Here is a 25,951-nt window from a genome sequence, read left to right on the forward strand (position 1 = left end):
CAAAAAACAAAAATATCTTACAGTGTGAAATTTACAGCACAACAAATTGCAGGAATACTGGAAGGTGATGTAGTTGGGAATCCTGAAGTTGAAGTTTCCAGACTTTCTAAAATAGAAGAAGGTTTTGAAGGGTCTTTAACATTTTTAGCAAATCCTAAATACACCCCCCATATTTATACAACCAAGGCTACAATAACTATTGTAAACAAGACTTTTGAGCCTGAAAACGCATTGGAAACCACTTTGATCAAGGTTGATGATGCCTATAAATCCTTTTCTAAACTATTGGAGTATTATAATCAGGTAAAAAACAATAAAGAAGGCGTTGAATCTCCTGTTTTTGTTGCTGATTCGGCAAATTACGGTGAGCAGGTCTATATAGGTGCGTTCTCGTATTTAGGCGACAATGCAGTTATAGGAAATAATGTTAAGATTTACCCTAATGTATATATAGGAGATAATGTAGAGATAGGAGATAATTCCATAGTTTTTTCCGGAGCTAAAATTTATTCTGAATCTGTAATCGGACAAAATTGTGTTATTAATTCCGGAGTGATTATTGGTGCTGACGGATTTGGGTTCGCGCCCAATGAAAACGGTGAGTACAAAAAGGTTCCACAAATAGGAAATGTCATTTTAGAAGATTGTGTAGATGTTGGAGCTGGAACTACTATAGATAGAGCTACTTTGGGATCTACCGTTATAAGGCAAGGGGTTAAATTGGATAATCAAATCCAAATAGCCCATAATGTTGAAATTGGAAAAAACACAGTAATTGCAGCCCAAACAGGAATAGCAGGATCTACAAAGATTGGCGAAAATTGCCAAATAGGAGGGCAGGTTGGTATTGTTGGACATATATCTATAGGTAATAATGTTAAAATACAGGCGCAGTCTGGTATAGGTAGAAATGTAAAAGATAATGAGGTGCTTCAGGGATCTCCTGCGTTGCCGTATTCGGACTATAACAAATCCTATGTGCATTTTAAAAATTTACCAAGCATAGTTAAAAATATTAATGATTTAGAAAAAAATAAATGGGAATAGTCAATACTGAAATCAAACAAAAAACTATTAAAGACGAGGTTTCTTTAAAAGGTGTTGGTTTACATACAGGTAAAAATGTTTGCTTGACATTTAAGCCGGCTCCTGCAAATTCAGGATTAGCATTTAAGCGAACCGATTTGGAAGGTGCACCAGTAATTGAAGCAGATGCTAACTATGTAACAAATACGCAACGTGGTACCTGCTTAGAGAAAAATGGCGTTACTATTCAAACATCCGAACATGTTTTAGCAGCTTTAGTAGGACTTGATATAGACAATGTTATTATTGAACTTGATGCCTCAGAACCACCAATTATGGATGGGTCTTCAAAGTTTTTTGTAGAGGCTATTGAAAAAGCAGGTATTGTTGAGCTGGAGGCTTTTAGAGAAGAATATGTGATCACAGATATTGTGTCTTATATGGACGAAGAGTCTGGTAGTGAAATATTAGTAATGCCTTCTAAAGAATATCAAATTACTACCATGGTAGATTTTGGCACAAAAGTTTTAGGAACTCAAAACGCCACATTAAACCGCATCTCTGATTTCAAAAAAGATATTTCAAACTCGCGAACGTTTAGTTTTTTACATGAAATTGAAATGCTGTTAGAGCATGGATTAATTAAAGGGGGGGATTTAAATAATGCGATTGTATATGTAGACAAAGAACTTTCACCGGAAACCATGGAAAAGCTTAGAGTAGCTTTTAAGAAAGATAATATAGCTGTAAAGCCAAACGGGATTTTAGATAACCTGACATTGCATCACCCAAATGAAGCGGCGAGGCATAAGTTACTGGATGTTTTAGGTGATTTAGCCTTAATTGGTACCAGAATTCGCGGAAAAGTTATTGCTAACAAACCGGGACATTTTATTAACACACAATTTGCAAAGAAGCTTTCTAAGATTATTAAAAACGAGCGCAGGAATAATGTGCCTAATATAGATTTGAATCAACCGCCTTTAATGGATGTTAATCAAATTATGGCTATGTTGCCGCACAGGCAGCCTTTTTTATTGTTAGATAAAGTTTTTGAGTTATCAGAAAATCATGTGGTTGGAATGAAAAATGTAACCATGAATGAAGAATTCTTCAAAGGTCATTTTCCGGGTGCTCCAGTAATGCCAGGCGTTTTAATTTGTGAAGCTATGGCGCAAACAGGCGGTATTTTAGTTTTAAATACTGTTCCTGACCCTGAAAATTATCTGACATTTTTCATGAAAATGGATAATGTAAAGTTTAAGCAAAAAGTTGTTCCCGGAGATACGCTAATATTTAAATGTACACTAATAACACCTATACGTCGTGGTATTTGTCATATGCAGGGTTATGCCTATTCTAATGGAAAATTATGTGCAGAAGCCGAACTAATGGCTCAAATTACTAAAGTAAAATAATATGAACCAACCGTTAGCTTATGTGCACCCCGGTGCAAAAATTGCAAAAAATGTTGTTATTGAGCCTTTTGCAACTATTCATAACAATGTTAAAATAGGAGAGGGCACTTGGATAGGTAGCAATGTTACCATTATGGAAGGTGCCAGAATTGGTAAAAATTGCAATATTTTTCCTGGTTCGGTGATTTCTGCTGTACCCCAGGATTTAAAATATAATGATGAGGAAACTACCGTTGAAATTGGAGATAATGTAACCATCAGAGAATGTGTAACCATAAATAGAGGTACTGCCGACAGAATGAAAACTGTTATAGGTAACAACTGTTTAATTATGGCCTACTGTCATATTGCTCATGACTGTATTGTTGGGAATAATTGCATTTTTTCTAATAACAGTACTCTGGCAGGACATATTACTATAGGAGATTATGTTGTATTGGCAGGAATGACAGCTGTTCATCAATTTGTTTCGGTAGGAAATCATGCTTTTGTAACCGGAGGGTCTTTAGTTAGAAAAGATGTGCCTCCATATGTTAAAGCAGCCAGAGAGCCTTTATCTTATGTAGGTATTAACTCAGTAGGATTAAGAAGACGAGGGTATACTACAGAAAAGATCAGAGAAATTCAGGATATATTCAGAATTCTTTATCAAAAAAATTATAACAATACACAAGCGGCTGGAATTATTGAAGCTGAAATGCAAGCAACTTCAGAGCGTGATGAAATTCTTCAGTTTATAAGAAATTCACACCGAGGCATCATGAAAGGATATTTTAAATCAAATTAAATAAATGGCAACAACATCAGATATTAGAAACGGATTATGTATTAAATACAATCATGATATTTATAAAATTATAGAGTTTTTACATGTAAAACCCGGAAAAGGGCCGGCATTTGTAAGAACAAAATTAAAAAGTGTTACAACAGGCAAAGTTGTAGATAATACTTTTTCTGCGGGACATAAGCTTGATGACGTACGTGTGGAAACCCATAAATTTCAGTATTTATATAATGAAGGAGATACGTATCATTTTATGAATACCGAAGATTATTCTCAAATTGAATTACAGAAAAGTACTTTAGATAATCCGGGATTGATGAAAGAAGGCGAAGTAGTAACCGTAATTATCAATTCTGAAGATAGCATGCCGCTTTCTGTTGAAATGCCTGCAAGTGTTATCTTAGAGGTCACACATACAGAACCGGGAGTTAAAGGTAATACGGCTACAAACGCTACCAAACCGGCAACAGTTGAGACCGGTGCAACCGTAAATGTGCCTTTATTCATTAATGAAGGTGATAAAATTAAGGTTGAAACAGAAAAAGGAACGTATAAAGAACGTATAAAAGAATAGCTTCTTTTGAAATTTCCTAAACCATATAGCTTAAAACAAATTGCAGACTTAATTGATTGTCAATTTGTTGGAGATGATAATTATCCGGTTTTAGGCATGAATGAAATTCATGTTGTTGAACCGGGAGATATAGTTTTTGTTGATCATCCCAAGTATTATGATAAGGCACTACATTCAGCTGCAACTATTGTTTTAATTAATAAAGAAGTTGAATGTCCAAAGGGAAAAGCGCTTTTGGTAAGCGATGATCCTTTTAGGGATTTTAATAAGCTAACAGATTATTTCAAACCCTTTGTGGCTTCTGAGGCTTCAATTGCTTCATCTGCTAAAATTGGAAGACACACCATTATCCAGCCTAATTGTTTTATAGGAAACAATGTGGTTATTGGTGATAATTGTGTAATTCACGCTAATGTTAGTATTTATGATGACACGGTTATAGGTGATAATGTAACTATTCATTCCGGGTGTATATTAGGTGCTAATGCGTTTTATTATAAGAAAAGAACGGAAGGTTATGATAGACTAAAATCTGGTGGTCGTGTGGTGCTTGAGGATAATGTAGACTTAGGCGCTTCTTGTACCATAGATAGAGGTGTTACGGCAGATACCAGAATTAAGGCAGGGAGTAAAATTGATAATCAGGTTCAGATTGGCCACGATACTATTATAGGAGAAAAGTGTTTAATAGCATCACAAGTTGGAATTGCAGGCTGTGTAATCATTGAAGATGAAGTTACTATTTGGGGACAAGTAGGTGTTACAAGTGGAATTACTATTGGGGCTAAGGCGGTGATTTCTGCAAAAGCAGGAGTTAGTAAATCTTTAGAAGGTGGAAAAAGTTATTTTGGTATTCCGGCAGATGATTTTCGTTCAAAGTATAAAGAAATAGCCTCTATCAGAAAAATTCCTGAAATACTTGAAAAACTAAATAATCAGGATAAAACATAATATCAATCACGCTTAAAAATAAAAGTAGTGTTTTGTTTTAAAATTTTAATTCAAAAAATTACTTTTGCTCTAGGAAATTAATAACGAAAAATAATCACTTATGAGTGTTTTAGTAAATAAAGATTCAAAAATAATTGTTCAAGGTTTTACAGGCAGTGAAGGTACTTTTCATGCCAGTCAAATGATTGAATACGGAACCAATGTAGTTGGAGGTGTAACTCCGGGTAAAGGCGGTCAGACTCACTTAGACAAACCTGTTTTTAACACGGTATTGGAAGCTGTTGAGAAAGTTGATGCAGATACCACCATTATTTTTGTTCCTCCTGCATTTGCTGCTGATGCCATTATGGAAGCTGCTGATGCCGGAATAAAAGTGATTATTACAATTACAGAAGGTATTCCTGTAGCTGATATGATTACGGCTTCAAATTATATAAAAGGAAAAGAGTGCCGTTTAATTGGTCCAAATTGCCCAGGCGTTATTACACCGGGGGAAGCTAAAGTAGGGATTATGCCAGGTTTTGTTTTTAAACAAGGAAAAGTTGGAATTGTTTCTAAATCAGGAACACTAACCTATGAAGCGGCAGATCAGGTTGTAAAGCAAGGCCTAGGGATTACTACAGCTATAGGTATTGGGGGAGATCCCATCATTGGAACTACAACAAAAGAAGCTGTGGAGCTGTTAATAAATGACCCGGAAACTGAAGCGGTAGTTATGATTGGAGAAATTGGAGGGCAATTAGAAGCCGATGCAGCTAACTGGTATAAAGAAAGTGGTAGTAAAAAACCTATTGTAGGGTTTATTGCAGGAGAAACAGCACCTGCCGGACGTACTATGGGACACGCCGGTGCTATTGTTGGTGGTAGTGATGATACAGCTCAGGCTAAAAAGAAAATTATGAGAGCCAGTGGAATTCACGTAGTGGATTCTCCTGCTGAAATTGGAAAGAAAGTAGCTGAAGTTTTAGCATAAAGTTTCAGATCATAGAATTATAAAAACCGTTAACTTATAAGTTAGCGGTTTTTTTTTGTGAAAAAATTTAAAATTTTGAGGTAACAATTTTAGAGGGTAGTTGATATACTAGTGTAATCCATAAAAACTAGAAATCATGAAAATTCAAAAGTTAATATTTGCTCTGATAATTTTAAGTGTCTTAAGTTGTTCTAAAGATGATGACACAGTCATTGTAGAGGCCGCTCCTGAATATCCAATGAAATCATTAATGGAAGCAGGTGTTATGGAGCTAAAGTCTACAAAAGTTAACGGTATAAACACACATGAAATCGGATATAGATTCAAGGCTTTTAAAAATGGAAAAATCACAGCTTTAGGTATTAGAGTCCCTGAAAATGATACTTATAGGGTTACACTTTGGAATGCAGATACCCAAGAAATCCTAAAAACAGCTTACATTGATTCAACTTCTGGATTGTTGTCTTTTGAAGATATAGAGCCAATTAATATTTCATCAGGCACAGAATATTATGTTGCAGTAAACACTAATGATTATTATGTGTTTAATGATAATGGAAACCCTATGTTTCCAGTTGAAAGCCATAATATATTGATTGTTGGTTACAGTGCGCAATTTGGTGCTAATCAGGCCTTGCCAGTAAATGTAATAAAAACCGCTTATTTGGGAATGGTAGATGTTAAATTTGTTCCCAACAACTAATTTTATAAAGCTAAATAAAGTATTGACCTCACATGATTTTGTGAGGTTTTTTTATATGATACAAGTTTGTAATTACTATATTTGAATATCAAGTATTTTAAGAAATTAGATATAAATAACACATGAAATTATTAGAAGGAAAAACCGCAATAGTAACAGGCGCTAGCCGTGGAATTGGGAAAGGAATAGCTCAAGTTTTTGCACAACAGGGGGCTAATGTTGCTTTTACTTATAGTTCTTCTGTAGATGCAGCAAATGCGTTAGAGGAAGAACTTAACACTTTGGGAGTTAAAGCTAAAGGGTATAAAAGTAATGCCGCAAGTTTTGATGAAGCACAAAAATTAGCCAATGAAGTTGTTGCTGAGTTTGGGAGTATTGATATTTTAGTTAATAATGCCGGAATCACTAAAGATAATTTATTAATGCGGATATCTGAGGAAGATTTTGATACTGTAATTGAAGTTAACCTGAAATCAGTATTTAACATGACTAAAGCGGTTCAAAGAACAATGCTAAAGCAACGCAAAGGATCTATTATCAATATGAGTTCGGTTGTTGGAGTTAAAGGTAATGCAGGACAGACTAACTATGCGGCTTCAAAAGCCGGTATTATTGGGTTTTCAAAATCAGTAGCACTAGAATTAGGATCAAGGAATATTAGGAGCAATGTCGTGGCGCCTGGCTTTATTGAAACGGAAATGACTGCAAAATTAGATGAAGAAGTTGTAAAAGGCTGGAGAGCAGGTATTCCGTTAAAAAGAGGAGGGACTCCGGAAGATATAGCTAATGTTTGTGTTTTTCTTGGAAGTGACATGAGTGCTTATGTTACGGGGCAAACCTTGAACGTTGATGGAGGCATGTTAACTTAGTATAAATTTACGAGTTACGGTTTTAGAGTTTTAAAATCGTTAATAAAAAATCGTCAATCGTAAATGCAAACAGACACTTTACTATACATTATAATCGCTGGAATTGTAGCGCTATTTTTAGCGTTATTTCAGTATTTAGTTAAAAAGAAAAGCATGTCAAAACTAAACATGCTTTTTTCTTTTTTACGCTTTTTGAGTTACTTCGCAATATTATTATTGCTGATTAATCCTAGCTTTGATCAAATCAAATTAACTGTAGAGAAACCAAATCTGGTAATAGCTATTGATAATTCCAGTTCTATAAAGCACTTAAAACAAGACCAGAAAACCAATGTGTTGATCAATACACTTAAAAGCAATAAAGATCTTCAGGAAAAATTTAATGTAGAATGGTATACTTTTGGAGAAACTTTTAAACCGTCAGACTCCGTTTCCTTTTCTGAGAAACAAACTAATATTTCCAATGCGTTCAATCAATTGTCGCAAATTTACAAGCAATCAACATCTCCAACACTTTTAATAACGGATGGAAATCAAACTTATGGACAGGATTATGAGTTTGTAACTAATACATATCCGCAAGCTATCTATCCCATAATTTTAGGAGATACCATTAGTCATATGGATTTAAAAATTCAGCAGCTAAATGTAAATAAATATGCATATTTAAAGAATAACTTCCCTGTAGAGGTTATTTTGGTTTATAGTGGAAATGATCAAGTTGAATCTAAATTTGAAGTAACTGACGGTGATCGTACTGTATATTCAAAACCAATACGTTTTTCTAAAGCTAACAATTCTGAACTTATCAATTTTACTTTGTCGGCCAATAGCGTTGGGGTAATGAATTATAAGGCATCAATTACACCTCTGGAAAATGAAAAAAATAAAGTAAATAATACTAAAAACTTTGCAGTAGAAGTTATCAATCAGAAAACCAAAATAGCCATAGTTAGTGATTTTTCACACCCGGATATAGGTGCATTAAAGAAAAGTATTGAAAGTAATGAACAACGTTTTGTTTCTATAGTTAATCCAAAAGACATTTTGAATCAAATTGATGATTTTCAATTGGTTATTATCTACCAACCCAACAACAGCTTTAAGGATTTGTATGCTAAAATGGCAATAGAAAATAAGAATACCTTTGTGATTGTTGGTGCTAAAACAGACTTAGGCTTTGTAAACAGGTCTGCGAAAGCGTATTCAATGAATATTACAAATCAATACGAAAGTTATCAAGCAAAACTAAATGATGGTTATATGCCATTTTTAATAGACGATATAGATTTTGAATCATTTCCTCCTTTATATTCAAATTATGGAGCAGTAAAGTTTAGTGCGCCCTTTGAAACTATTCTTTATAAAAAAGTAAACGAAGTAACTGTTAATGAGCCACTGTTGGCTACTATTGAAACTGGAACACAACGAAGTGCCATTTTATTTGGAGAAAATGTATGGCAATGGCGAGCCCAAAGTTATTTGAACAATAATTCTTTTATCGAATTTGATAATTTTATTGGCAAATTAATCCAGTATTTGGCATCAGACAAGAAAAAAAGTAGGTTAAATCTTGATTATCAATCGTTTTATAATGGAAATACCAGTGTTGTTATTAAAGCAGAAATTTTTGATAATAACTATGTGTTTGATACACGCGAAACACTTAATATAACAGTTGTTGACAAGGTTACAAATGAAAACAAAACCTTTCCGCTTATTTTAAAGAACAATTATTATCAGGTAGATTTGAGTAGTTTGGAAGCTTCTAAATATAGTTTTACAATTAGAGCAACTAATGAAAATATTGCAAAATCCGGAAGCTTTCAGATTGTAGAATATGATGTAGAGCAGCAATTTTTGAATGCTGATGTAACAAAGCTGGAACAGTTAGCTACTAATAGTTCAGGTGTTAGTTATTTTGTAGATGATGCGTCTGGGTTGATCTCCGACTTATTGAATGATGAGCGTTATGTGTCTGTGCAAAAAAGCAATAAAAATACCATACCTTTGATAGATTGGAAATACCTGTTGGCTATTATTGCTATTAGCCTTGGATTAGAATGGTTTTTAAGAAAATATAACGGATTAATTTAAATAAATAAAATATGGAAAAATTACCTAAAGTCGCATTCCCAGTAATCGTTGCAATAATCATTTTAGTTATTGTATTAGCAAAATCAGCAGTAACCATAGGTTCAGGTGAAGCAGGAGTGCTTTACAGAACATTTGGAGGTGGTGTAGTAACGGAAAAGGCTCCAATGGGAGAGGGTTTTCATATAGTAGCTCCCTGGAATAAAGTGTTTATCTATGAGGTACGTCAGCAAGAACTAACAGAACGGATGAAAGTATTGTCATCTAATGGTTTGGATATTCAACTGGAAGCAACGGCATGGTATTTACCGGAAATCCAGAATTTAGGAAAATTACACCAGGAAAAAGGTGCAAATTATTTAGAAAGAGTTCTTAAACCAGCCATAAGGTCAGCAACAAGAAGTGTGGTAGGAAGGTATACTCCAGAGCAGATCTATTCCTCAAAAAGAGATGCTATACAACAGGAAATATACGATGAAACAAAAAAAATTGTTGACGATCAATTCATAGATCTGGTTGAAGTATTAGTTCGTGATGTGACCTTACCTACAGCAATTAAAGATGCTATTGAACGTAAGCTAGGTCAGGAACAACAATCTTTAGAGTATGAATTTAGATTAATTACAGCCCAGAAAGAAGCTGAAAAACAACGTATAGAAGCTCAAGGAAAAGCAGACGCCAATAAAATTTTAAGTGCGTCGTTGACTGATAAGATATTACAGGATAAAGGTATTGAGGCTACAATTAAATTATCGGAATCACCAAACAGCAAAGTTATAGTGATTGGTTCTGGTGATAGTGGTATGCCTATCATCTTAGGAAATCAATAGAGTTATAACATAAAGGGTAAGTGTGCAATATGAAGTTAACTTCATTCTTTTTACAACCATTTACTTTAATAAACAGCCCAAAGCAAAAACTTATACTTATAGGGATATGCTTTGGGTTTGGTATTATATTTACCAATATATTCATTCCGTTCAATGTTGATGAATGGGAGAGTGATACCGGGCTGGAGCAATTTTTACGTTTAACAAATTACTCATTAATTGCGGCTTTATCACTGCTGTTTATGCAATTTGTAATTCGCAAAGTATTTAAAGTACTTACGTTTACAGCTGTGTGGCGTTATATGCTATGGTTTCTGGGGGAAGTATGCTTGATTTCAATAATTTATCTATTGGTATATAATGATAATCTCACTTCCGTTTGGGAGCAGTTTAAGTTTACATTTAAACACACCTTACTAGGTATTTCAATACCTTACTTTATAGCTTTAGTGATTTTAGCACTTATTCAGTCCAGAAATGAAAAAACTGTTACTAAGGAAAAGGTTGATTTAATTGGAATCCCTGATGAAAATGGGGTTATTAAGATATCACTTCAATTGCCTAGTATTTTATATTTGGAATCTGCTGATAATTACGTGGTCATTTTTTATTTAGATCAAGAGGAAGTAAAACGTATATTGATACGTAATTCGCTAAAAAAATTAGAAGCTTTATTTGCCAGTTCAATTTTAAAAAGATGTCATCGGTCTTATATTGTTAATGTGAAAAACATAAAATTGATTGAAAAAGCATCCAGAAAATATTTGGTTCATATTAAAAATACAGATACAATAATTCCAATTTCTAAAAATTACATCCCGGAATTTAGTCAAATGATATTTTAATATTCCTATTCATACCACTATAGCTATATTCACCCCATATTTTTTATAAGAGGTTGATTCTGATATACATTTGCTTGAGAACAATTGTGTATTAATAAATTTAAAAAACAATCTTATGAAAAAAAATCTTATCGTGTTAACTGTTTTAATTTCAGTATTTAGTTTTACTGCCCAGGCTCAAGGCGCTGCTTCAAAGTATTATGGTACGTGGGAGTATGAATGTAAAGAAGCTCCTTACGGCTTTACTACAGGAGAAATTGTGATTGCTAAAAAAGAAAATAAATCTACAGCAACCATTATTTTTGAAGATGGAAACACAAATGAGGCTAGCTCAGTTAAAATAAAAAATGACAGCTTGGTAATCAAAACATATATTGAGGGTAGTTATGTGGAAATTGAGTTAAAAGAAAAAGATTCCAAACTGGTGGGCTTTTCTCATTCAGACAATGGCACCTTAAATATAACTGCTAAAAAAAAGAAGGAGTGATTCAAGCCGAATTTTAGATTATAATATCCGTAATTATATCTAGAACCTATTACGGCATAATTATTTAAAGAAGTGTAATTTTGAATTTTTTTCAATTATTTAAATATATTTGTGTAATAAGAAAATAAATTATAAAATTGCATAGATAAAATAAGACATGACTTTTATTCAATTACATCATCATTTTCATATTTGCACTCAAGCGAAGTGAAAATGTATTGAATAAAATCAACATATATTTTAAACCCGTTTGAGACAATCAAGCGGGTTTTTTAATTCTAAAATCAACTAGATTGTTTCAAACTCATAACAAAAACAAAATGAGTAAACTAAGAATTGCAGTACAAAAATCGGGTCGATTGAATGAAGACTCTATGAAAATTTTAAAAGATATTGGGATTTCCATTGATAATGGAAAAGATCAATTAAAGGCTTCAGCAAGAAATTTTCCGGTAGAAGTTTTTTATTTGAGAAATGGAGATATCCCGCAATATTTAAAAGACGGTGTTGTAGATGCCGCTATTATTGGAGAAAATGTTTTAGTAGAAAAAGGACAGGACATCAAGGTTATTGAGAAGCTTGGGTTTTCAACCTGTCGTGTCTGCATAGCTGTTCCTAAAGCAAATGATTATAGTAGTGTTAAAGATCTAGAAGGGAAACGTATTGCAACATCGTATCCAAATACAGTACAAATGTATTTAGATAAACATGGCGTTAGTGCTAACCTTCATATCATTAATGGTTCAGTAGAAATAGCACCTAATATAGGTTTAGCTGATGCTATTTGCGATATTGTTTCCAGTGGAAGCACCTTATTTAAGAATAATTTAAAGGAAGTAGATACCATCCTTAAATCTGAAGCTGTATTGGCTGTTTCGCCTAAATTAAGTGATGACAAACAAGCCATTTTAGATAAGATTCAGTTTAGAATTCAGGCTGCCCTAAAAGGCAGAAAATCTAAGTATGTATTACTTAATGCGCCTAACGATAAGATACAGGATATAATTAATGTATTACCAGGTATGAAGAGCCCAACAGTTTTACCCTTAGCCCAGGAAGGTTGGAGTTCTGTTCATTCCGTAATAAGCAAAAATCAGTTTTGGGATGTTATTGATGAACTTAAAGCTAAAGGGGCCCAGGGTATTTTAGTATGTCCAATTGAAAAAATGGTGCTTTAGTCAAACGGAACTTGTTTCAGTACCCGTAAATTGAAAAGATATGCAAATTATAAGTAATCCAAATAGAGAAAACTGGCCAGAGGTATTAAGGCGCCCTACACAAACTGTCGGGGATATTGAAGATACCGTAAATCAAATATTTAATGAGGTAGCAGAAAAAGGTGATCCGGCTATAAAGAAATTTACAGCTAAATTTGACGGTGTAGATATAGTAACAAATGTGGTTAGTGCCGAAGAAATAAACAAGGCTGTATCACAGGTGCCTGAAGCACTCAAAAGCGCTATTACATTAGCTAAACAGAATATAGAAGCTTTTCATAAAGCTCAAAAAACCAAAAAAATAGAACTTGAAACAGTTGAAGGCGTTAGATGCTGGCAGGAAAAGCGGCCTATTCAAAAGGTAGGTTTATACATTCCGGGAGGAACAGCACCCTTATTTTCTACGGTATTAATGTTGGCTGTTCCAGCGCAAATAGCAGGTTGTAAAGACATTGTGTTGTGTTCCCCACCAAATAAGCAAGGGGAATTAGCACCAGAGATTCTATTTGCAGCTCAACTTTGTGGCGTTACTAAAATTATAAAAGTAGGAGGGATCCAGGCCATTGCCGGACTAACTTTTGGAACAGAGACAATACCACAGGTCTATAAGATTTTTGGCCCCGGAAATCAATTTGTTACTGTCGCCAAACAATTGGCAACTAAACATGGTGTGGCAATAGATATGCCGGCCGGCCCAAGCGAACTGTTGATTGTTGCTGATGCATCTGCCAATGCCGCATATATAGCTTCTGATTTACTCAGTCAGGCTGAACATGGTGCAGATAGCCAGGTTATTTTGGTGTCCACTTCAAATGCGCTTATTAAAGTCGTTTCTGATGAAATAGAGCGTCAATTGAGCGTTTTACCCAGAAAAGCTATTGCGGAAAAAGCCATAACAAACTCTAAATTGATCTATATGGAGAATGATCAATTAGCTTTAGAGCTCATCAATGAATATGGCCCTGAACACTTTATAATTTGTTCAAAAAATGAAGATCTCTATGTAGACGGTATAAGTAATGCCGGCTCGGTATTTATAGGAGATTTTACACCTGAAAGTGCTGGAGATTATGCTTCCGGAACTAATCATACTTTACCAACTAATGGATTTTCAAAAGCCTATTCTGGTGTTAATTTGGATAGTTTTACCAAGAGTATGACGTTTCAGAAAATATCTAAAACTGGACTTATGAATATAGGGGAAAGTATAGAGCTAATGGCTGAAGCTGAAGGGTTACAGGCACACAAAAATGCAGTAACCTTGAGATTAAAAGATTTAAGATAATAATCGTATTACCTGAAAAGGGTATGGAAATAAGACCTGTCAGGTCTAAGTTAAAAAACAAATGAATATTTTAGATTTAGTAAGACCAACCATAAAAACATTAAAACCCTATTCATCTGCAAGAGATGAATTTCAGGGAAATAGTGATGATATGGTGTTTCTTGATGCCAATGAAAATCCATTTGAAAATGGAGTGAATCGTTATCCGGACCCACAACAACGAACAGTTAAGTCGTTGCTTTCGGAAATCAAAGGGATACGAGAAAAAAATATCCTTTTAGGAAATGGAAGTGATGAAGTTTTAGATCTGATTTTCAGAGCATTTTGTGAACCTAATCAGGATAACATTATTACATTACCGCCAACATATGGTATGTATAGTGTTTTGGCAAATATTAATGCCATAGCTATTAAACGTGTTCAGCTTGATGACAATTTCCAGCCCAGAGTTAATGCTATTTTAGAGGCTCAGGATGAGAATTCTAAATTACTCTTTTTATGCTCTCCTAATAATCCAACAGGAAATAGTTTTGAAGCTAAAGCAATTGAAAGCCTGATACGAACGTTTCAAGGCATTGTTGTTATTGATGAAGCTTATATTGATTTTGCAAATGAAGAAAGCTGGATAAGCCGATTAGAAGAATTTCCTAATTTAATTGTGACACAGACCCTTTCAAAAGCCTATGGAATGGCAGGTATCCGATTGGGGATATGTTATGCTTCAGAAGCTATCATTGCAATTTTAAATCGTATAAAGCCACCGTATAACGTTAATGAATTAACACAGCAAAAAGCCATAGCCCAATTAAGGCAAAATGAGCTAACTCAGCAACAAGTTGATGTTATTCTGAAAGAACGCAAAGCTTTAGTTGATCAATTGGAAGGGATATCATATGTTTCAAAAATATATCCTTCAGACGCTAATTTTGTTTTGGCCAGGGTTGATGATGCCACAAAACGTTATAATCAATTGATCCAAAAGGGTATTGTAATAAGAAACAGAACTACACAGCCGGGTTGCGAAAATTGTTTACGGTTTACAGTAGGAACTAAAGAAGAGAATGAGAAGTTGATAAAAATAATGACACAAATATAGTTATGAGCTTCAAGCCTTTAGCTTTTGCTAATTGCTAAAAGTTTATAGTTTAAAGTTATAAAAATGAAAAAAGTACTATTCATAGATAGAGACGGCACTTTGGTTTTAGAGCCACCGGTTGATTATCAATTAGATAGTTTAAAAAAACTGGAGTTTTACCCAAAGGTATTTCAGTATATGGCCAAAATAGCCAATGAACTGGATTATGAATTGGTTATGGTAACCAATCAGGATGGACTGGGTACTGATAGTTTCCCGGAAAACACATTTTGGCCGGCACAGCATAAGATTATTGAGGCCTTTGAAAAAGAAGGTGTTGTATTTTCGGCAATTCATATAGATAAAACATTTCCACATGAGAATGCCTCAACACGAAAGCCTAGGACGGGATTGTTGACTCAGTATTTTTCAGAGGAATATGATTTAGAGAACTCATTTGTATTGGGTGATAGAATCACCGATATGGAGCTGGCTAAAAATTTAGGCGCTAAAGGTATTTTCTTATCAGAAAACCAGGAATTAGGAGCAGATGAAATTGAAACGTCTAAGCAGGAGATTTTAGACTGCATAGCTTTAACAAGTACTGATTGGGCGACAATTTATGAGTTTTTAAAACTTAAAGACCGTGTTGCGGAAATTACACGTAACACCAATGAAACTCAAATATATATCAAGCTAAATTTAGATGGTTCCGGTAAAAATAACATTGATACAGGACTGTCATTTTTTGATCATATGTTAGATCAAATAGGACGTCATGGGGCTATGGATTTGACCATAAAAGTTGAAGGAGATCTGGAGGTTGATGAGCACCACACCATAGAAGATACCATGATTGCTTTAGGAGAATTATTCAATAAGGCTTTAGGAAATAAGTTAGGTATAGAACGTTATGGATTCTGTTTACCTATGGATGATTGTCTGGCACAGGTTGCTGTAGATTTTGGAGGGCGTAATTGGTTAGAATGGGATGCGGAGTTTAAACGGGAGAAAATAGGAGATATGCCTACGGAAATGTTCTATCATTTGTTTAAATCATTTACTGACGGTGCAAAATGTAACTTGAATGTAAAGGCAGAAGGTGTCAATGAGCATCATAAAATTGAAGGGATATTTAAAGCCTTTGCAAAAGCTATGAAAATGGCGGTAAAGCGGGACGCTAACAAGATGTTTTTACCTTCAACAAAAGGAATGTTATAAAATAGTCTATGATATCATAGACTAAAAGCTTTTTTAATGAAATTAGTTATAATAAATTACGGAGCAGGAAATATTAAAAGTATTCAATTTGCTTTTAAGCGTTTAGGACATGAAGCCATCTTATCCAATAATCCGGAAGAAATAAAATCAGCAGATAAAATTATATTTCCAGGCGTAGGAGAAGCCAGTAGTGCTATGAGTATGTTAAGAGAAAGTGGCTTAGATACATTAATACCAAAACTTAAACAACCGGTTTTAGGCATTTGTTTAGGTATGCAACTATTGTGTAAATCTACTCAAGAAGGTAATACAAAAGGCCTGGGCATTTTTCAAACCGAGGTGAAGCGCTTTTCTAACGCTATGAAGGTGCCACAAATGGGGTGGAATGTGATTAAAGACTTAAAGTCTGATTTGTTTAAAGGTATCAGTGACAATGAGTATATGTACCTGGTACATAGTTATTACGCTGAGCACTGTAATGAAACTATTGCCAAAACAGATTACGGCATAAACTATGCTTCAGCATTACAGCATGAAAATTTTTATGGGGTACAGTTTCACCCGGAAAAGAGTGGTCAGGAAGGTGCTAAAATATTAGAGAATTTTTTGAATTTATAAATTAAAGTATTAGGTCTGATGAGGCTGGGGTATTAGTCATTTGGTTAATAGCCCCTAAAACAAATAGCTAAAAAAATGAGAATAATACCCGCAATAGATATTATAGAAGGTAAGTGTGTACGGCTTTCAAAAGGAGATTATAGTACAAAGAAAGTCTATAATGAAAATCCTTTGGAAATGGCTAAACAGTATGAAGACCATGGTATTGAATATTTACATTTAGTGGATTTAGATGGAGCCAAAGCAAGTCATATTGTAAATCACAAAGTATTAGAGACCATAGCAACAAAAACAAACCTAAAGATTGATTTTGGTGGTGGTTTAAAAACAGATGAGGATTTACGTATAGCGTTTGAGTCAGGAGCGGGCCAGATCACCGGAGGCAGTATTGCTGTTAAAAAACCTGATGTTTTTAAAAGCTGGCTGTCTAAATTTGGAGCCGATAAAATTATCTTAGGAGCTGATGCTAACAATGAAAAGATAGCCATTAGCGGTTGGATGGAAGAGTCTGATGAAGAACTGATTCCCTTTGTTCAAAATTATATGAAAGAAGGTGTGTCCTATGTGATTTGTACAGACATTGCCAAAGATGGTATGCTGGAAGGCCCATCTTTTGATTTATATGCAAAAATGTTGAATCAACTTCCAAATGTAAAGCTGATAGCCAGTGGTGGGATATCAAAATTTGATGAGCTTCCTAAATTAGCAGAACTGGGTTGTGAAGGTACTATTATAGGCAAAGCTATTTATGAGCATAAAATAAGTTTGAAACAACTAGAAACATATATAATTAATAATAACTAACATTATTACAAGATGTGAAGCAACGAAGTAAGCTTTTAAATGACACAGATTGCTTCATTACATTCGCCATGACAAATTAGATTATGCTAACAAAAAGAATCATACCTTGCCTGGATATTAAGAACGGACGTACCGTAAAGGGCGTAAACTTTGTAGACTTACGCGATGCAGGAGATCCTGTTGAATTGGCCAAGCAATATGCGGATTATGGTGCCGATGAATTGGTGTTTTTAGACATATCGGCTACTTTGGAGGGGAGAGCTACCGTTTTAGATATGGTATTACATGTGGCTGAGCAGGTAAATATTCCATTTACCGTTGGAGGAGGTATTTCAAGTGTGGAGCATGTAGATGCCTTGTTGCAGTGTGGCGCAGATAAAGTATCCATTAATTCTTCGGCAGTTAAAAGGCCAGAACTGATCAATGAATTGGCCAATAAATTTGGAAGCCAATGTGTTGTGGTGGCTATAGATGCCAAACAGATTGACGGGCAGTGGAAAGTACATTTGGCAGGAGGGAGTATACCAACAGAAATAGATCTGTTTGAATGGGCTAAAGAAGTAGAAGAAAGAGGTGCCGGAGAGATTTTATTTACGTCTATGGACCATGACGGCACTAAAAATGGCTTTGCTAATAAGGCTTTGGCAAAATTATCGTCCATATTGAATATCCCAATAATAGCCTCTGGAGGAGCCGGTAACGTCCAGCATTTTATAGATACCTTTAAAGAAGGAAAATCAGATGCCGCATTAGCAGCAAGTGTTTTTCATTTTGGAGAGATCCCCATTCCAGAATTAAAAAAAGAATTAAAAACAAATCATATAGAAGTGCGTTTGTAAAACATGCGTCATGCTGAATGCATTACAGCACCGCATTAAAATAGAAGTTATGACTATAAAATACGATTCAAACGGATTAGTTCCGGCTATCATTCAAGATGCTACCACAAAAAATGTTTTGATGTTAGGGTATATGAATGAAGAAGCTTATCAAAAAACCACAGAGACAAAAAAAGTAACATTTTTTAGCAGAAGCAAACAGCGTTTATGGACTAAAGGCGAGGAAAGCGGTAATTTTTTAAACCTTGTTAATATTAAAAATGATTGTGATAATGATTCTCTTTTAATACAGGTCAATCCAGTTGGCCCAACCTGTCACACCGGAACGGACACGTGTTGGAAAGAAGAAAACAAAGCTTCTTATGGGTTCTTTTCAACGTTAGAAGATGTCATTCAAGAACGTGTGGCTAATAAAGACACTAAGAAATCGTATGTAGCCAGTTTGTTTTCTAAAGGCATCAATAAAGTAGCTCAAAAAGTAGGAGAGGAGGCTGTAGAGACTGTTATTGAAGCTATGGACAATAACGATGAACTCTTCTTATATGAATCTGCAGATTTATTATTTCACTATTTAATGCTGTTGCAAGCCAAAGGGTTCACTTTGAAGGATATTGAAAAAGAATTAAAAGACAGACATAAATAAAAGGCATTAAGAATAAAACCTAATGCCTTTTGATATATATAATTGGTGGTTGTATATTATTTAAGCCATCCTTTTGAGGCTGATAACCTTGAAAACCAAACAAAAACAAATGCAAAAACAATAATTAGTATGGTCATGGTCATGTCAGACTGATATCCATTTATAAGCACATAGGCCGTCTGTGCAATAACTGCAATTAATGATAATATCCATAATGTAGTTGCCCATTTTTTTCTAAGCAATAGTCCAATAGAAGCCAAAGCTCCTGCAAAAACAGCAATAGCAAATGCAGCGGTTACCCATGCCGGAAAATTAGCCGCAATTTCTTGTTGTTCAGCAGTGTACATTTCCTGATACCCTTCTGTATTAAAAGCTTGCTGTAAATAAGCATTGACTCCCATGCCATTCCAAATAAGCGCTATTGCACTCGCAATCCAAAACCAAACCGGTGGCTTGTTTATTGATGATTCTGTCATAATCTATAGTTTTTAGTTAGTAATTCTGACATACAATTTATAAAATTTTTGTTACAATATATAAATAGACTAATTTCCACCCTGATAATAGTACATAATGAAAAAATATTTCTACGTTTTAGATATCCAGTATTTAGGATATCGTTTTCACGGTTGGCAAAAGCAACCTGATGTCAAAACTTTACATTTAATGGTTGACAGAACATTGAATTATATTCTGGAAGGCAAACCTTTTAAAAGTTTAAGTTCAGGTAGAACAGATGCCATGGTATCTGCAGAACATGCTGCATTTGAATTATTTTTACAGGAGCCTATACAAGATGAAACTGTGTTTTTAGAACTATTCAATTACAATTTACCACAGGACATACGGGCATTGAGTATTAGAGCTGTTGATGCAAAATTTAATATTATTAATCATTCTAAAATAAAAGAATACCTCTATCTATTCACTTTTGGTGAAAAATGCCATCCGTTTTGCGCGCCTATTATGACTACTATACTTGACGAACTGGATATAGAACTTATGAAACAGGGGGCTAAATTATTTGAAGGCGAGCATTATGTGCGCTCCTATTGTTATAAACCAACAGACAATGGAATTTATACAAGAACCATTTTAACCTGTGAATTAATTGAAAACACTATATACACAGCGAGTTATTTCCCCAAAAAGAGCTATTTATTGAGAGTTAGGGGGAAAGGCTTTATGAGAAACCAAATTAGACTGATGATGGGGACACTTATTGATTTTGGAAAAGGAAAATTAAGCCTGGACCATATTAAAGAAAGCTTAAAAGATGGCAGTACTATTAAAATGGATTATATAGCACCGGCTTCAGGATTAATTCTAAATAAAATAGAATTTGAATAATCATCTATCTTTTGTAATTTACATCTTAAAATAAAGACATAGTTTTAATAGTCTATCAATCAAATATATTATGAGCAATACCGTATCAAAAGACATTTTTTCATTTTTTAAAAAACTGGAGAAGAATAACAACCGCGACTGGTTTAATGAGCATAAACCCGAATTTAAGGCTATTGAAAAAGATGTAAAGGCGTTTTATAATACTATTTTAGAAAACCTGAACACACATGACGAGATAGATAAATTAAAGATTTTTAGAATTTATCGTGACGTGAGGTTTTCTAAGAACAAACTACCATATAAAACACATTTTGGAGGATCTTTCCATAGAACAAAGCCAAAACTTAGAGGCGGATACTACCTTCATATCCAACCAAATAATGAGAGTTTTATAGCTACAGGGTTTTGGGAACCGGCACCGGCTGATCTTTTACGAATAAGAAAAGAATTTGAAATGGATGATAGCGAGATCAGAGCCATATTAGCTGATGAAGCTTTTAACCGTATTTGGGGAGATAGCTTTATAGGTGATGAAGTAAAAACAGCGCCAAAAGGGTTTAGCAAAGAACATAAAGCCATAGACTTAATTAAAAAGAAACAGTATATTTTTACAAAAAAATATACGGATAAAGAAGTGCTGGATACCAACTTTATAAACGATATAAATCAAGCGTTTAAGGCCATACGACCTTATTTTGATTATATGAGTGATGTATTAACAACCGATTTGAACGGAGTTTCTTTGATTGATTAAGAAACGTTTACAAAAGGTTCTTCGCTATGCTCTGAATGACATTCACACCCAAAAAACAGAGGCGTAAATTAATCTTGTAACTATTAAACAGCCGTTAATAGTTCCGGTCTTTCAAATAATTGAACATTACTAAGTAAACGTTCTTTTACAATAGACATCATACGTTTGTTTAGCGCTGATGAGTTTTTTACATAAGTTTTATATTCTTCAATAGTAAATAGGCCTATAACCATACCTTTTAAAGAATTTCTAAACTTCATATCCTTATGTATGGCATTTTCAATGTAGTCCATGCGCTTTTCCAGTGATAAGTCGTAAAATACAGATTTGTGTTTGGCTATATAGTTTTTAAAAACTTCGATTAACAAATCGTTTTGTAATTGTATAATAGGCCTCAAAACTAAGTTTTGAAACCTTTCATCACTACTCATATGATCGTTAATTGTTGTTGAAGAAACTTCCGGACGGATACGTTTTAGGTTAATTTGTCTTTTGTTCATGACTTAAGGTTTGACTAAAAGTATAGATTATTAAAACTTAATTTTTGTCATGAAGCTTATAGTTGTTAACTGGTTTATTAACAAAAAGGCCGAAAAATGATGTTTTTTCAGCCTTTTTAACATTCAAATTTAGATTTGACTTAAACCACCATCAACTTCCAATTCAATACCATTAATGTATGAAGCATCTTCAGACGCTAAAAATAATGCGGTATTTGCTACTTCTTCAGAAGTTCCAAATCGGCCTAAAGGGACAGCTGAAGCAAAACCTTTGCCCATTTCTTCTACGACGTCATTTGGTAAATCCATTTTACCATAAATAGGAGTGGCAATTGGTCCGGGAGCAATAGAGTTCACTCTTATACCTCTGGATTTCACTTCATTTGTTAATACCCTGGCATAAGCCCTTAAAGCGCCTTTGCTAGCAGAATAAATGCTTAAACCTTCAAAACCTTTTTGGTGAACAATAGAATTAGTAAATAATATGCTACCGCCATCGTTTATCTTGGATAAAGCGGCTTTTATAGCTAAAATAGGCCCTTTAACATTGGTATTAATAGTTTCTTCAAAATGTTCTACCGAGATATCAGTAGTAGGTAAGGGTTTTGCTATTCCGGCATTTAGAAATAAGATGTCAATATTCCCGTAAGTACTCACGGCTTTTTCAATTAAATTACTGTTATCCTCAGGTTTTGAGACATCAGCTAAAACGGTTATATAGTCACCATTCAATTCGTTTGAAATTGAATCTAAGGCTTCCTGACGTCTTCCCGAAAGCACCACTTTAGCCCCTTCTTTTAAAAATAACTTTGCTGTTGCCAAGCCAATTCCACTATTTGCTCCTGTAATTACTGCGACTTTGTTTTCTAGTTTTTTCATGATTAAAATATTTTATTTGAAACAATCGTTTCAAAATGAATTAAAAAAAATTTATGTTAATGTTTGGATAATTGTTTTTATAATACTCTGTAATTGGGCTTTATCTGAAATCAATATTCCTGTCATTCTAAAACCTTGTATGCTAGAGTATAGGTACAAAGCATATTCTTTATAAGTCTTAATGTTATTGATTAAATTTTCTTTTTGCCCCTTTTTGACCAAGTCTTCCAATAAGTATACCGTTTGATCCTGATTTTTATTTAAAAAATTAGTGATAGCCTTGTCATGATTCGCCATTTCAGACTTACAGTTAACAAGCATACAACCTCTTTTGTCCTTATCAATAGCAATCTCATTGAGATATAAATCAAATATGAAATGTATAGCTTCCAAAGGATTATTAGCTTTTAATAATGTATTGGAAATTTTTACCTGATATCTGTTTTGATAGGCCGCCATACATTCTAAAAATAAATTATGCTTACTTTCAAAAGAATTATATATACTGGACCGGTTTAATCCGGTTGCATCAACCAAATCCTGCATAGATGTGGCATTGTACCCTTTGTCATGAAATACATTAGTGGCTTGTTGAATGACTAATGACTTATCAAATGTTTCTACTTTTGGCATTTCTATATGGAATGATCGTTCCAAAATTAATAATTTAATTAAAAGAACAATGTTAAAATTTAGTTATTTTTGGAAAAAAGAAAATTTCATGAAGTTCGGAAGTGTAGAAAACCCTCAGAATATAGATTTTACGTTACCTCTGGATCACCCTAAAACAAAAATAGTTTTAAATAAGGTGAAAGATGATAATGTACCCGAAATTTATGTTGGTTGTGCGAAATGGAATAGAGCAGACCTTAAAGGGTTTTACCCAAGAGGAACAAAAGATGAACTGGTTTACTATGCCTCTCAATTCAATGCCATAGAATTAAATGCTACTTTTTACCGTATTTTTCCGGCAGAACAGTTTTCAACATGGTATGATAAAACACCAAACGGTTTTAAGTTCTTTCCAAAACTTAATCAGGAAATAAGTCATTGGAAACGTTTAAATGACACTAAAGAAGTTGTTGAACATTATTTATACAATGCGGCAAACTTAAAAGAGAAGCTGGGTACAATATTTTTACAAATGCACTCTAATTTTGCGCCTAAAAATTTTGATAAGGTAGTTAGCTTTGTAGAAGCATGGCCGGGAGAAATCCCTTTAGCTATGGAATTTAGGCATACCAATTGGTATAATGACACAAACGTTGCCCAAGACTTGTATCAATTATTAGAATCTAATAATATATCTAATGTTATTGTAGATACTGCAGGAAGAAGAGATTTAATGCACATGCGTTTAACTAATGCTACAGCTTTTGTGCGTTATGTTGGAGCTAACCATGCTTCAGATTATACCCGGTTAGATGACTGGGTAAAGCGATTAAAATTATGGAAAGATCAGGGGGTTAAGGAAATAGATTTTTTTATACACCAAAATATAGAAAAGGAGTCCCCGCTATTGTCTGCTTATTTTACAAAAAAGTTGAATTCAGAATTAGGTTATTCGCTCAAAATCCCCAATGATAACAATCAACAAAGTCTTTTTTAAAGCCGCAATTCGGGCTTTTGAAAATTATAATCAATTTTGTTATTCTGTTGAATATAATTCAATTTATAACCTATCTATTGGCAATTTTATAAAAATTCAATAACAAACAGTTTGAAAGTTTTAAATAACTGTAATATAATATAAATTTGTGCTTCTTTATAACTTCCTATGTGTAGTTTAACATAATAATTAAAGATATTTTATGAGTAAATCATTGTTTGATAAAGTATGGGATTCGCATGTTGTGCGAAACATTGAAGATGGGCCAGATGTATTATATATAGACCGCCACTTAATTCATGAAGTTACAAGTCCTGTAGCTTTTGTAGGATTAGAAAGTAGAGGCTTAAATGTACTGTATCCGAAGCGTACATTTGCTGTGGCAGATCATAATACACCAACAATTAATCAGCATTTACCGGTTAAAGATCCGTTATCTGCTAATCAATTAAAAACTTTAGAAAATAACGCTAATAAATATGGTATTAGTCACTGGGGATTAGGACATCAAAATAATGGTATTGTCCATGTTGTAGGGCCGGAAAATGGTATTACACTTCCCGGAGCTACTATTGTTTGTGGTGACTCCCATACATCAACTCATGGTGCTTTTGGAGCCATTGCATTTGGTATTGGAACCTCAGAGGTTGAAATGGTATTAACATCACAATGTATCATGCAACCTAAGCCTAAAAAAATGCGTATTAGTGTTAATGGGACTTTAAATAAAGGGGTTACACCTAAAGATGTAGGTTTATATATTATAGCACAGTTAACAACTTCTGGTGCTACAGGGTATTTTGTAGAATATGCCGGTGATGTTTTTGAAAATATGACCATGGAAGGCCGTATGACGGTGTGTAACCTATCTATTGAAATGGGAGCCCGTGGAGGCATGGTTGCTCCTGATGAGAAGACTTTTGATTATATTAAAGGCAGAGCAAAAACACCTAAAGGCGCTGATTGGGATAAAGCCATGGCGTATTGGAAAACATTAAAGACCGATGACGATGCTGTTTTTGACAAAGAATTATCTTTTGATGCCGGCAATATTGAACCTATGATCACTTATGGAACAAATCCGGGAATGGGAATAGGGATCTCTAATACCATTCCTTCTGCCGATGTTGTTGAAGGTGGAAAAGCAACTTATGATAAGTCTTTAGCTTATATGGGATATGCTGAGAATGACCAAATGATAGGAAAGAAAATTGATTATGTGTTTATTGGTAGTTGTACTAACGGACGTATTGAAGATTTTCGTGCCTTTGCATCCATAGTTAAAGGTAGGCAAAAAGCTGACAATGTTACAGCCTGGTTAGTTCCGGGATCACATGTTGTTGAAGCAAAAATAAAAGAAGAAGGATTACTGGATATTTTTGAAGAAGCCGGATTTGTATTAAGAGAACCGGGATGTTCAGCTTGTCTGGCCATGAATGATGATAAAGTACCGGCAGGAAAATATGCGGTAAGCACATCAAACAGAAACTTTGAAGGTCGTCAGGGCCCAGGGTCAAGAACATTATTAGCAAGTCCTTTGGTAGCTGCAGCAGCGGCAGTAACCGGAGAGGTAACAGACCCAAGAGATTTACTATAAAATAGC

Annotated in this window: 28 protein-coding genes; 24 read left to right on the forward strand and 4 right to left on the reverse strand. The window is 34.2% G+C overall.

What is annotated here, in order from left to right; genetic code table 11:
• Positions 1 to 24: 24 nt before the first annotated feature.
• From lpxD (VOI54_RS13625) to hisIE, 20 genes are all read left to right on the forward strand, one after another.
• The gene (lpxD, locus tag VOI54_RS13625; protein WP_326283392.1) at positions 25 to 1,047 is read left to right on the forward strand and encodes a UDP-3-O-(3-hydroxymyristoyl)glucosamine N-acyltransferase; all 1,023 of its coding nucleotides are present in this window, start codon (positions 25 to 27) and stop codon (positions 1,045 to 1,047) included.
• Positions 1,038 to 2,444, forward strand: coding sequence for a bifunctional UDP-3-O-[3-hydroxymyristoyl] N-acetylglucosamine deacetylase/3-hydroxyacyl-ACP dehydratase (locus VOI54_RS13630; protein ID WP_326283393.1), 1,407 nt, complete (start codon positions 1,038 to 1,040; stop codon positions 2,442 to 2,444). Before lpxD (VOI54_RS13625) ends, VOI54_RS13630 begins: the two co-directional genes overlap by 10 nt.
• Before the next feature lies 1 nt (position 2,445).
• A complete protein-coding gene (lpxA, locus tag VOI54_RS13635; RefSeq protein ID WP_326283394.1) occupies positions 2,446 to 3,231 on the forward strand; it encodes an acyl-ACP--UDP-N-acetylglucosamine O-acyltransferase in 786 nt (261 codons plus the stop codon).
• Positions 3,232 to 3,235: 4 nt separating this feature from the next.
• Complete coding sequence (gene efp / locus VOI54_RS13640) at positions 3,236 to 3,802, forward strand: elongation factor P (RefSeq protein ID WP_326283395.1); 567 nt, start codon at positions 3,236 to 3,238, stop codon at positions 3,800 to 3,802.
• A 6-nt stretch (positions 3,803 to 3,808) separates the two neighbouring features.
• Complete coding sequence (gene lpxD, locus VOI54_RS13645) at positions 3,809 to 4,753, forward strand: UDP-3-O-(3-hydroxymyristoyl)glucosamine N-acyltransferase (RefSeq protein ID WP_326283396.1); 945 nt, start codon at positions 3,809 to 3,811, stop codon at positions 4,751 to 4,753.
• Between the two features lie 100 nt (positions 4,754 to 4,853).
• Positions 4,854 to 5,726, forward strand: a complete 873-nt coding sequence (gene sucD / locus VOI54_RS13650; protein ID WP_326283397.1) for a succinate--CoA ligase subunit alpha — start codon at positions 4,854 to 4,856, stop codon at positions 5,724 to 5,726.
• Between the two features lie 136 nt (positions 5,727 to 5,862).
• Complete coding sequence (locus VOI54_RS13655) at positions 5,863 to 6,429, forward strand: DUF4082 domain-containing protein (protein ID WP_326283398.1); 567 nt, start codon at positions 5,863 to 5,865, stop codon at positions 6,427 to 6,429.
• A gap of 122 nt (positions 6,430 to 6,551) precedes the next feature.
• Positions 6,552 to 7,298 (forward strand): 3-oxoacyl-[acyl-carrier-protein] reductase, encoded by a 747-nt coding sequence (fabG, locus tag VOI54_RS13660; RefSeq protein WP_326283399.1) that lies wholly within the window; start codon positions 6,552 to 6,554, stop codon positions 7,296 to 7,298.
• Positions 7,299 to 7,451: 153 nt separating this feature from the next.
• Positions 7,452 to 9,395, forward strand: a complete 1,944-nt coding sequence (locus VOI54_RS13665) for a vWA domain-containing protein (RefSeq protein WP_326283400.1) — start codon at positions 7,452 to 7,454, stop codon at positions 9,393 to 9,395.
• Positions 9,396 to 9,406: 11 nt separating this feature from the next.
• On the forward strand, positions 9,407 to 10,222 hold the full coding sequence (locus VOI54_RS13670) for a prohibitin family protein (RefSeq protein ID WP_326283401.1): 816 nt from the start codon (positions 9,407 to 9,409) through the stop codon (positions 10,220 to 10,222).
• A gap of 29 nt (positions 10,223 to 10,251) precedes the next feature.
• Positions 10,252 to 11,067, forward strand: coding sequence for a LytR/AlgR family response regulator transcription factor (locus tag VOI54_RS13675; RefSeq protein ID WP_326283402.1), 816 nt, complete (start codon positions 10,252 to 10,254; stop codon positions 11,065 to 11,067).
• Between the two features lie 115 nt (positions 11,068 to 11,182).
• Positions 11,183 to 11,554 (forward strand): hypothetical protein, encoded by a 372-nt coding sequence (locus VOI54_RS13680; RefSeq protein WP_326283403.1) that lies wholly within the window; start codon positions 11,183 to 11,185, stop codon positions 11,552 to 11,554.
• 320 nt (positions 11,555 to 11,874) lie between these two features.
• Complete coding sequence (gene hisG / locus VOI54_RS13685) at positions 11,875 to 12,732, forward strand: ATP phosphoribosyltransferase (protein WP_326283404.1); 858 nt, start codon at positions 11,875 to 11,877, stop codon at positions 12,730 to 12,732.
• Between the two features lie 40 nt (positions 12,733 to 12,772).
• Positions 12,773 to 14,056 carry a histidinol dehydrogenase gene (gene hisD / locus VOI54_RS13690; RefSeq protein ID WP_326283405.1) on the forward strand — a complete coding sequence of 428 codons (1,284 nt, stop codon included), beginning with the start codon at positions 12,773 to 12,775 and terminating at the stop codon, positions 14,054 to 14,056.
• Positions 14,057 to 14,117: 61 nt separating this feature from the next.
• A complete protein-coding gene (hisC, locus tag VOI54_RS13695) occupies positions 14,118 to 15,152 on the forward strand; it encodes a histidinol-phosphate transaminase (protein ID WP_326283406.1) in 1,035 nt (344 codons plus the stop codon).
• Between the two features lie 63 nt (positions 15,153 to 15,215).
• The gene (hisB, locus tag VOI54_RS13700; protein WP_326283407.1) at positions 15,216 to 16,352 is read left to right on the forward strand and encodes a bifunctional histidinol-phosphatase/imidazoleglycerol-phosphate dehydratase HisB; all 1,137 of its coding nucleotides are present in this window, start codon (positions 15,216 to 15,218) and stop codon (positions 16,350 to 16,352) included.
• Between the two features lie 36 nt (positions 16,353 to 16,388).
• Entirely contained in the window at positions 16,389 to 16,970 is a 582-nt protein-coding gene (gene hisH, locus VOI54_RS13705) for an imidazole glycerol phosphate synthase subunit HisH (RefSeq protein ID WP_326283408.1), read from the forward strand.
• 75 nt (positions 16,971 to 17,045) lie between these two features.
• Entirely contained in the window at positions 17,046 to 17,774 is a 729-nt protein-coding gene (gene hisA, locus VOI54_RS13710) for a 1-(5-phosphoribosyl)-5-[(5-phosphoribosylamino)methylideneamino]imidazole-4-carboxamide isomerase (protein ID WP_326283409.1), read from the forward strand.
• Between the two features lie 83 nt (positions 17,775 to 17,857).
• The gene (gene hisF / locus VOI54_RS13715; protein ID WP_326283410.1) at positions 17,858 to 18,613 is read left to right on the forward strand and encodes an imidazole glycerol phosphate synthase subunit HisF; all 756 of its coding nucleotides are present in this window, start codon (positions 17,858 to 17,860) and stop codon (positions 18,611 to 18,613) included.
• A gap of 49 nt (positions 18,614 to 18,662) precedes the next feature.
• Positions 18,663 to 19,256 (forward strand): bifunctional phosphoribosyl-AMP cyclohydrolase/phosphoribosyl-ATP diphosphatase HisIE, encoded by a 594-nt coding sequence (hisIE, locus tag VOI54_RS13720; RefSeq protein WP_326283411.1) that lies wholly within the window; start codon positions 18,663 to 18,665, stop codon positions 19,254 to 19,256.
• Between the two features lie 56 nt (positions 19,257 to 19,312).
• On the opposite strand, the gene VOI54_RS13725 is transcribed toward hisIE, so the two are convergent.
• Entirely contained in the window at positions 19,313 to 19,732 is a 420-nt protein-coding gene (locus VOI54_RS13725) for a hypothetical protein (protein WP_326283412.1), read from the reverse strand.
• A gap of 97 nt (positions 19,733 to 19,829) precedes the next feature.
• On the opposite strand from VOI54_RS13725, the gene VOI54_RS13730 reads away from it, so the two are divergent.
• Positions 19,830 to 20,606: a tRNA pseudouridine synthase A gene (locus VOI54_RS13730; protein WP_326283413.1), complete on the forward strand. Its 777-nt coding sequence runs from the start codon at positions 19,830 to 19,832 to the stop codon at positions 20,604 to 20,606.
• 70 nt (positions 20,607 to 20,676) lie between these two features.
• A complete protein-coding gene (locus VOI54_RS13735) occupies positions 20,677 to 21,360 on the forward strand; it encodes a DUF2461 domain-containing protein (protein WP_326283414.1) in 684 nt (227 codons plus the stop codon).
• Between the two features lie 83 nt (positions 21,361 to 21,443).
• On the opposite strand, the gene VOI54_RS13740 is transcribed toward VOI54_RS13735, so the two are convergent.
• From VOI54_RS13740 to VOI54_RS13750, 3 genes are all read right to left on the reverse strand, one after another.
• Positions 21,444 to 21,860: a glyoxalase gene (locus VOI54_RS13740; RefSeq protein WP_326283415.1), complete on the reverse strand. Its 417-nt coding sequence runs from the start codon at positions 21,858 to 21,860 to the stop codon at positions 21,444 to 21,446.
• A gap of 129 nt (positions 21,861 to 21,989) precedes the next feature.
• The gene (locus tag VOI54_RS13745) at positions 21,990 to 22,739 is read right to left on the reverse strand and encodes an SDR family NAD(P)-dependent oxidoreductase (protein ID WP_326283416.1); all 750 of its coding nucleotides are present in this window, start codon (positions 22,737 to 22,739) and stop codon (positions 21,990 to 21,992) included.
• Between the two features lie 51 nt (positions 22,740 to 22,790).
• A complete protein-coding gene (locus tag VOI54_RS13750; protein WP_326283417.1) occupies positions 22,791 to 23,396 on the reverse strand; it encodes a TetR/AcrR family transcriptional regulator in 606 nt (201 codons plus the stop codon).
• Between the two features lie 64 nt (positions 23,397 to 23,460).
• Between VOI54_RS13750 and VOI54_RS13755 the strand changes: the two genes are divergently transcribed.
• Together VOI54_RS13755 and leuC are read left to right on the forward strand one after the other, a co-directional pair.
• Positions 23,461 to 24,348 carry a DUF72 domain-containing protein gene (locus VOI54_RS13755; protein WP_326283418.1) on the forward strand — a complete coding sequence of 296 codons (888 nt, stop codon included), beginning with the start codon at positions 23,461 to 23,463 and terminating at the stop codon, positions 24,346 to 24,348.
• Between the two features lie 202 nt (positions 24,349 to 24,550).
• Entirely contained in the window at positions 24,551 to 25,945 is a 1,395-nt protein-coding gene (gene leuC, locus VOI54_RS13760) for a 3-isopropylmalate dehydratase large subunit (RefSeq protein WP_326283420.1), read from the forward strand.
• Positions 25,946 to 25,951 lie beyond the last annotated feature (6 nt).

Origin of the sequence: Alterotamlana spongicola, assembly GCF_035818475.1 — a bacterium.
Classification (GTDB): Bacteria; Bacteroidota; Bacteroidia; order Flavobacteriales; family Flavobacteriaceae; genus Cognatitamlana.

What these genes read in the sequence shown, in the direction of transcription:
- VOI54_RS13630 (WP_326283393.1), top strand. Translation starts at nt 1,038, where the DNA reads ATGGGAATAGTCAATACTGAAATCAAACAAAAAACTATTAAAGACGAG.
- lpxA (WP_326283394.1), top strand. Translation starts at nt 2,446, where the DNA reads ATGAACCAACCGTTAGCTTATGTGCACCCCGGTGCAAAAATTGCAAAA.
- efp (WP_326283395.1), top strand. Translation starts at nt 3,236, where the DNA reads ATGGCAACAACATCAGATATTAGAAACGGATTATGTATTAAATACAAT.
- sucD (WP_326283397.1), top strand. Translation starts at nt 4,854, where the DNA reads ATGAGTGTTTTAGTAAATAAAGATTCAAAAATAATTGTTCAAGGTTTT.
- VOI54_RS13655 (WP_326283398.1), top strand. Translation starts at nt 5,863, where the DNA reads ATGAAAATTCAAAAGTTAATATTTGCTCTGATAATTTTAAGTGTCTTA.
- fabG (WP_326283399.1), top strand. Translation starts at nt 6,552, where the DNA reads ATGAAATTATTAGAAGGAAAAACCGCAATAGTAACAGGCGCTAGCCGT.
- VOI54_RS13665 (WP_326283400.1), top strand. Translation starts at nt 7,452, where the DNA reads ATGTCAAAACTAAACATGCTTTTTTCTTTTTTACGCTTTTTGAGTTAC.
- VOI54_RS13670 (WP_326283401.1), top strand. Translation starts at nt 9,407, where the DNA reads ATGGAAAAATTACCTAAAGTCGCATTCCCAGTAATCGTTGCAATAATC.
- VOI54_RS13675 (WP_326283402.1), top strand. Translation starts at nt 10,252, where the DNA reads ATGAAGTTAACTTCATTCTTTTTACAACCATTTACTTTAATAAACAGC.
- VOI54_RS13680 (WP_326283403.1), top strand. Translation starts at nt 11,183, where the DNA reads ATGAAAAAAAATCTTATCGTGTTAACTGTTTTAATTTCAGTATTTAGT.
- hisG (WP_326283404.1), top strand. Translation starts at nt 11,875, where the DNA reads ATGAGTAAACTAAGAATTGCAGTACAAAAATCGGGTCGATTGAATGAA.
- hisD (WP_326283405.1), top strand. Translation starts at nt 12,773, where the DNA reads ATGCAAATTATAAGTAATCCAAATAGAGAAAACTGGCCAGAGGTATTA.
- hisC (WP_326283406.1), top strand. Translation starts at nt 14,118, where the DNA reads ATGAATATTTTAGATTTAGTAAGACCAACCATAAAAACATTAAAACCC.
- hisB (WP_326283407.1), top strand. Translation starts at nt 15,216, where the DNA reads ATGAAAAAAGTACTATTCATAGATAGAGACGGCACTTTGGTTTTAGAG.
- hisH (WP_326283408.1), top strand. Translation starts at nt 16,389, where the DNA reads ATGAAATTAGTTATAATAAATTACGGAGCAGGAAATATTAAAAGTATT.
- hisA (WP_326283409.1), top strand. Translation starts at nt 17,046, where the DNA reads ATGAGAATAATACCCGCAATAGATATTATAGAAGGTAAGTGTGTACGG.
- hisF (WP_326283410.1), top strand. Translation starts at nt 17,858, where the DNA reads ATGCTAACAAAAAGAATCATACCTTGCCTGGATATTAAGAACGGACGT.
- hisIE (WP_326283411.1), top strand. Translation starts at nt 18,663, where the DNA reads ATGACTATAAAATACGATTCAAACGGATTAGTTCCGGCTATCATTCAA.
- VOI54_RS13725 (WP_326283412.1), bottom strand. Translation starts at nt 19,732, where the DNA reads ATGACAGAATCATCAATAAACAAGCCACCGGTTTGGTTTTGGATTGCG.
- VOI54_RS13730 (WP_326283413.1), top strand. Translation starts at nt 19,830, where the DNA reads ATGAAAAAATATTTCTACGTTTTAGATATCCAGTATTTAGGATATCGT.
- VOI54_RS13735 (WP_326283414.1), top strand. Translation starts at nt 20,677, where the DNA reads ATGAGCAATACCGTATCAAAAGACATTTTTTCATTTTTTAAAAAACTG.
- VOI54_RS13740 (WP_326283415.1), bottom strand. Translation starts at nt 21,860, where the DNA reads ATGAACAAAAGACAAATTAACCTAAAACGTATCCGTCCGGAAGTTTCT.
- VOI54_RS13745 (WP_326283416.1), bottom strand. Translation starts at nt 22,739, where the DNA reads ATGAAAAAACTAGAAAACAAAGTCGCAGTAATTACAGGAGCAAATAGT.
- VOI54_RS13755 (WP_326283418.1), top strand. Translation starts at nt 23,461, where the DNA reads ATGAAGTTCGGAAGTGTAGAAAACCCTCAGAATATAGATTTTACGTTA.
- leuC (WP_326283420.1), top strand. Translation starts at nt 24,551, where the DNA reads ATGAGTAAATCATTGTTTGATAAAGTATGGGATTCGCATGTTGTGCGA.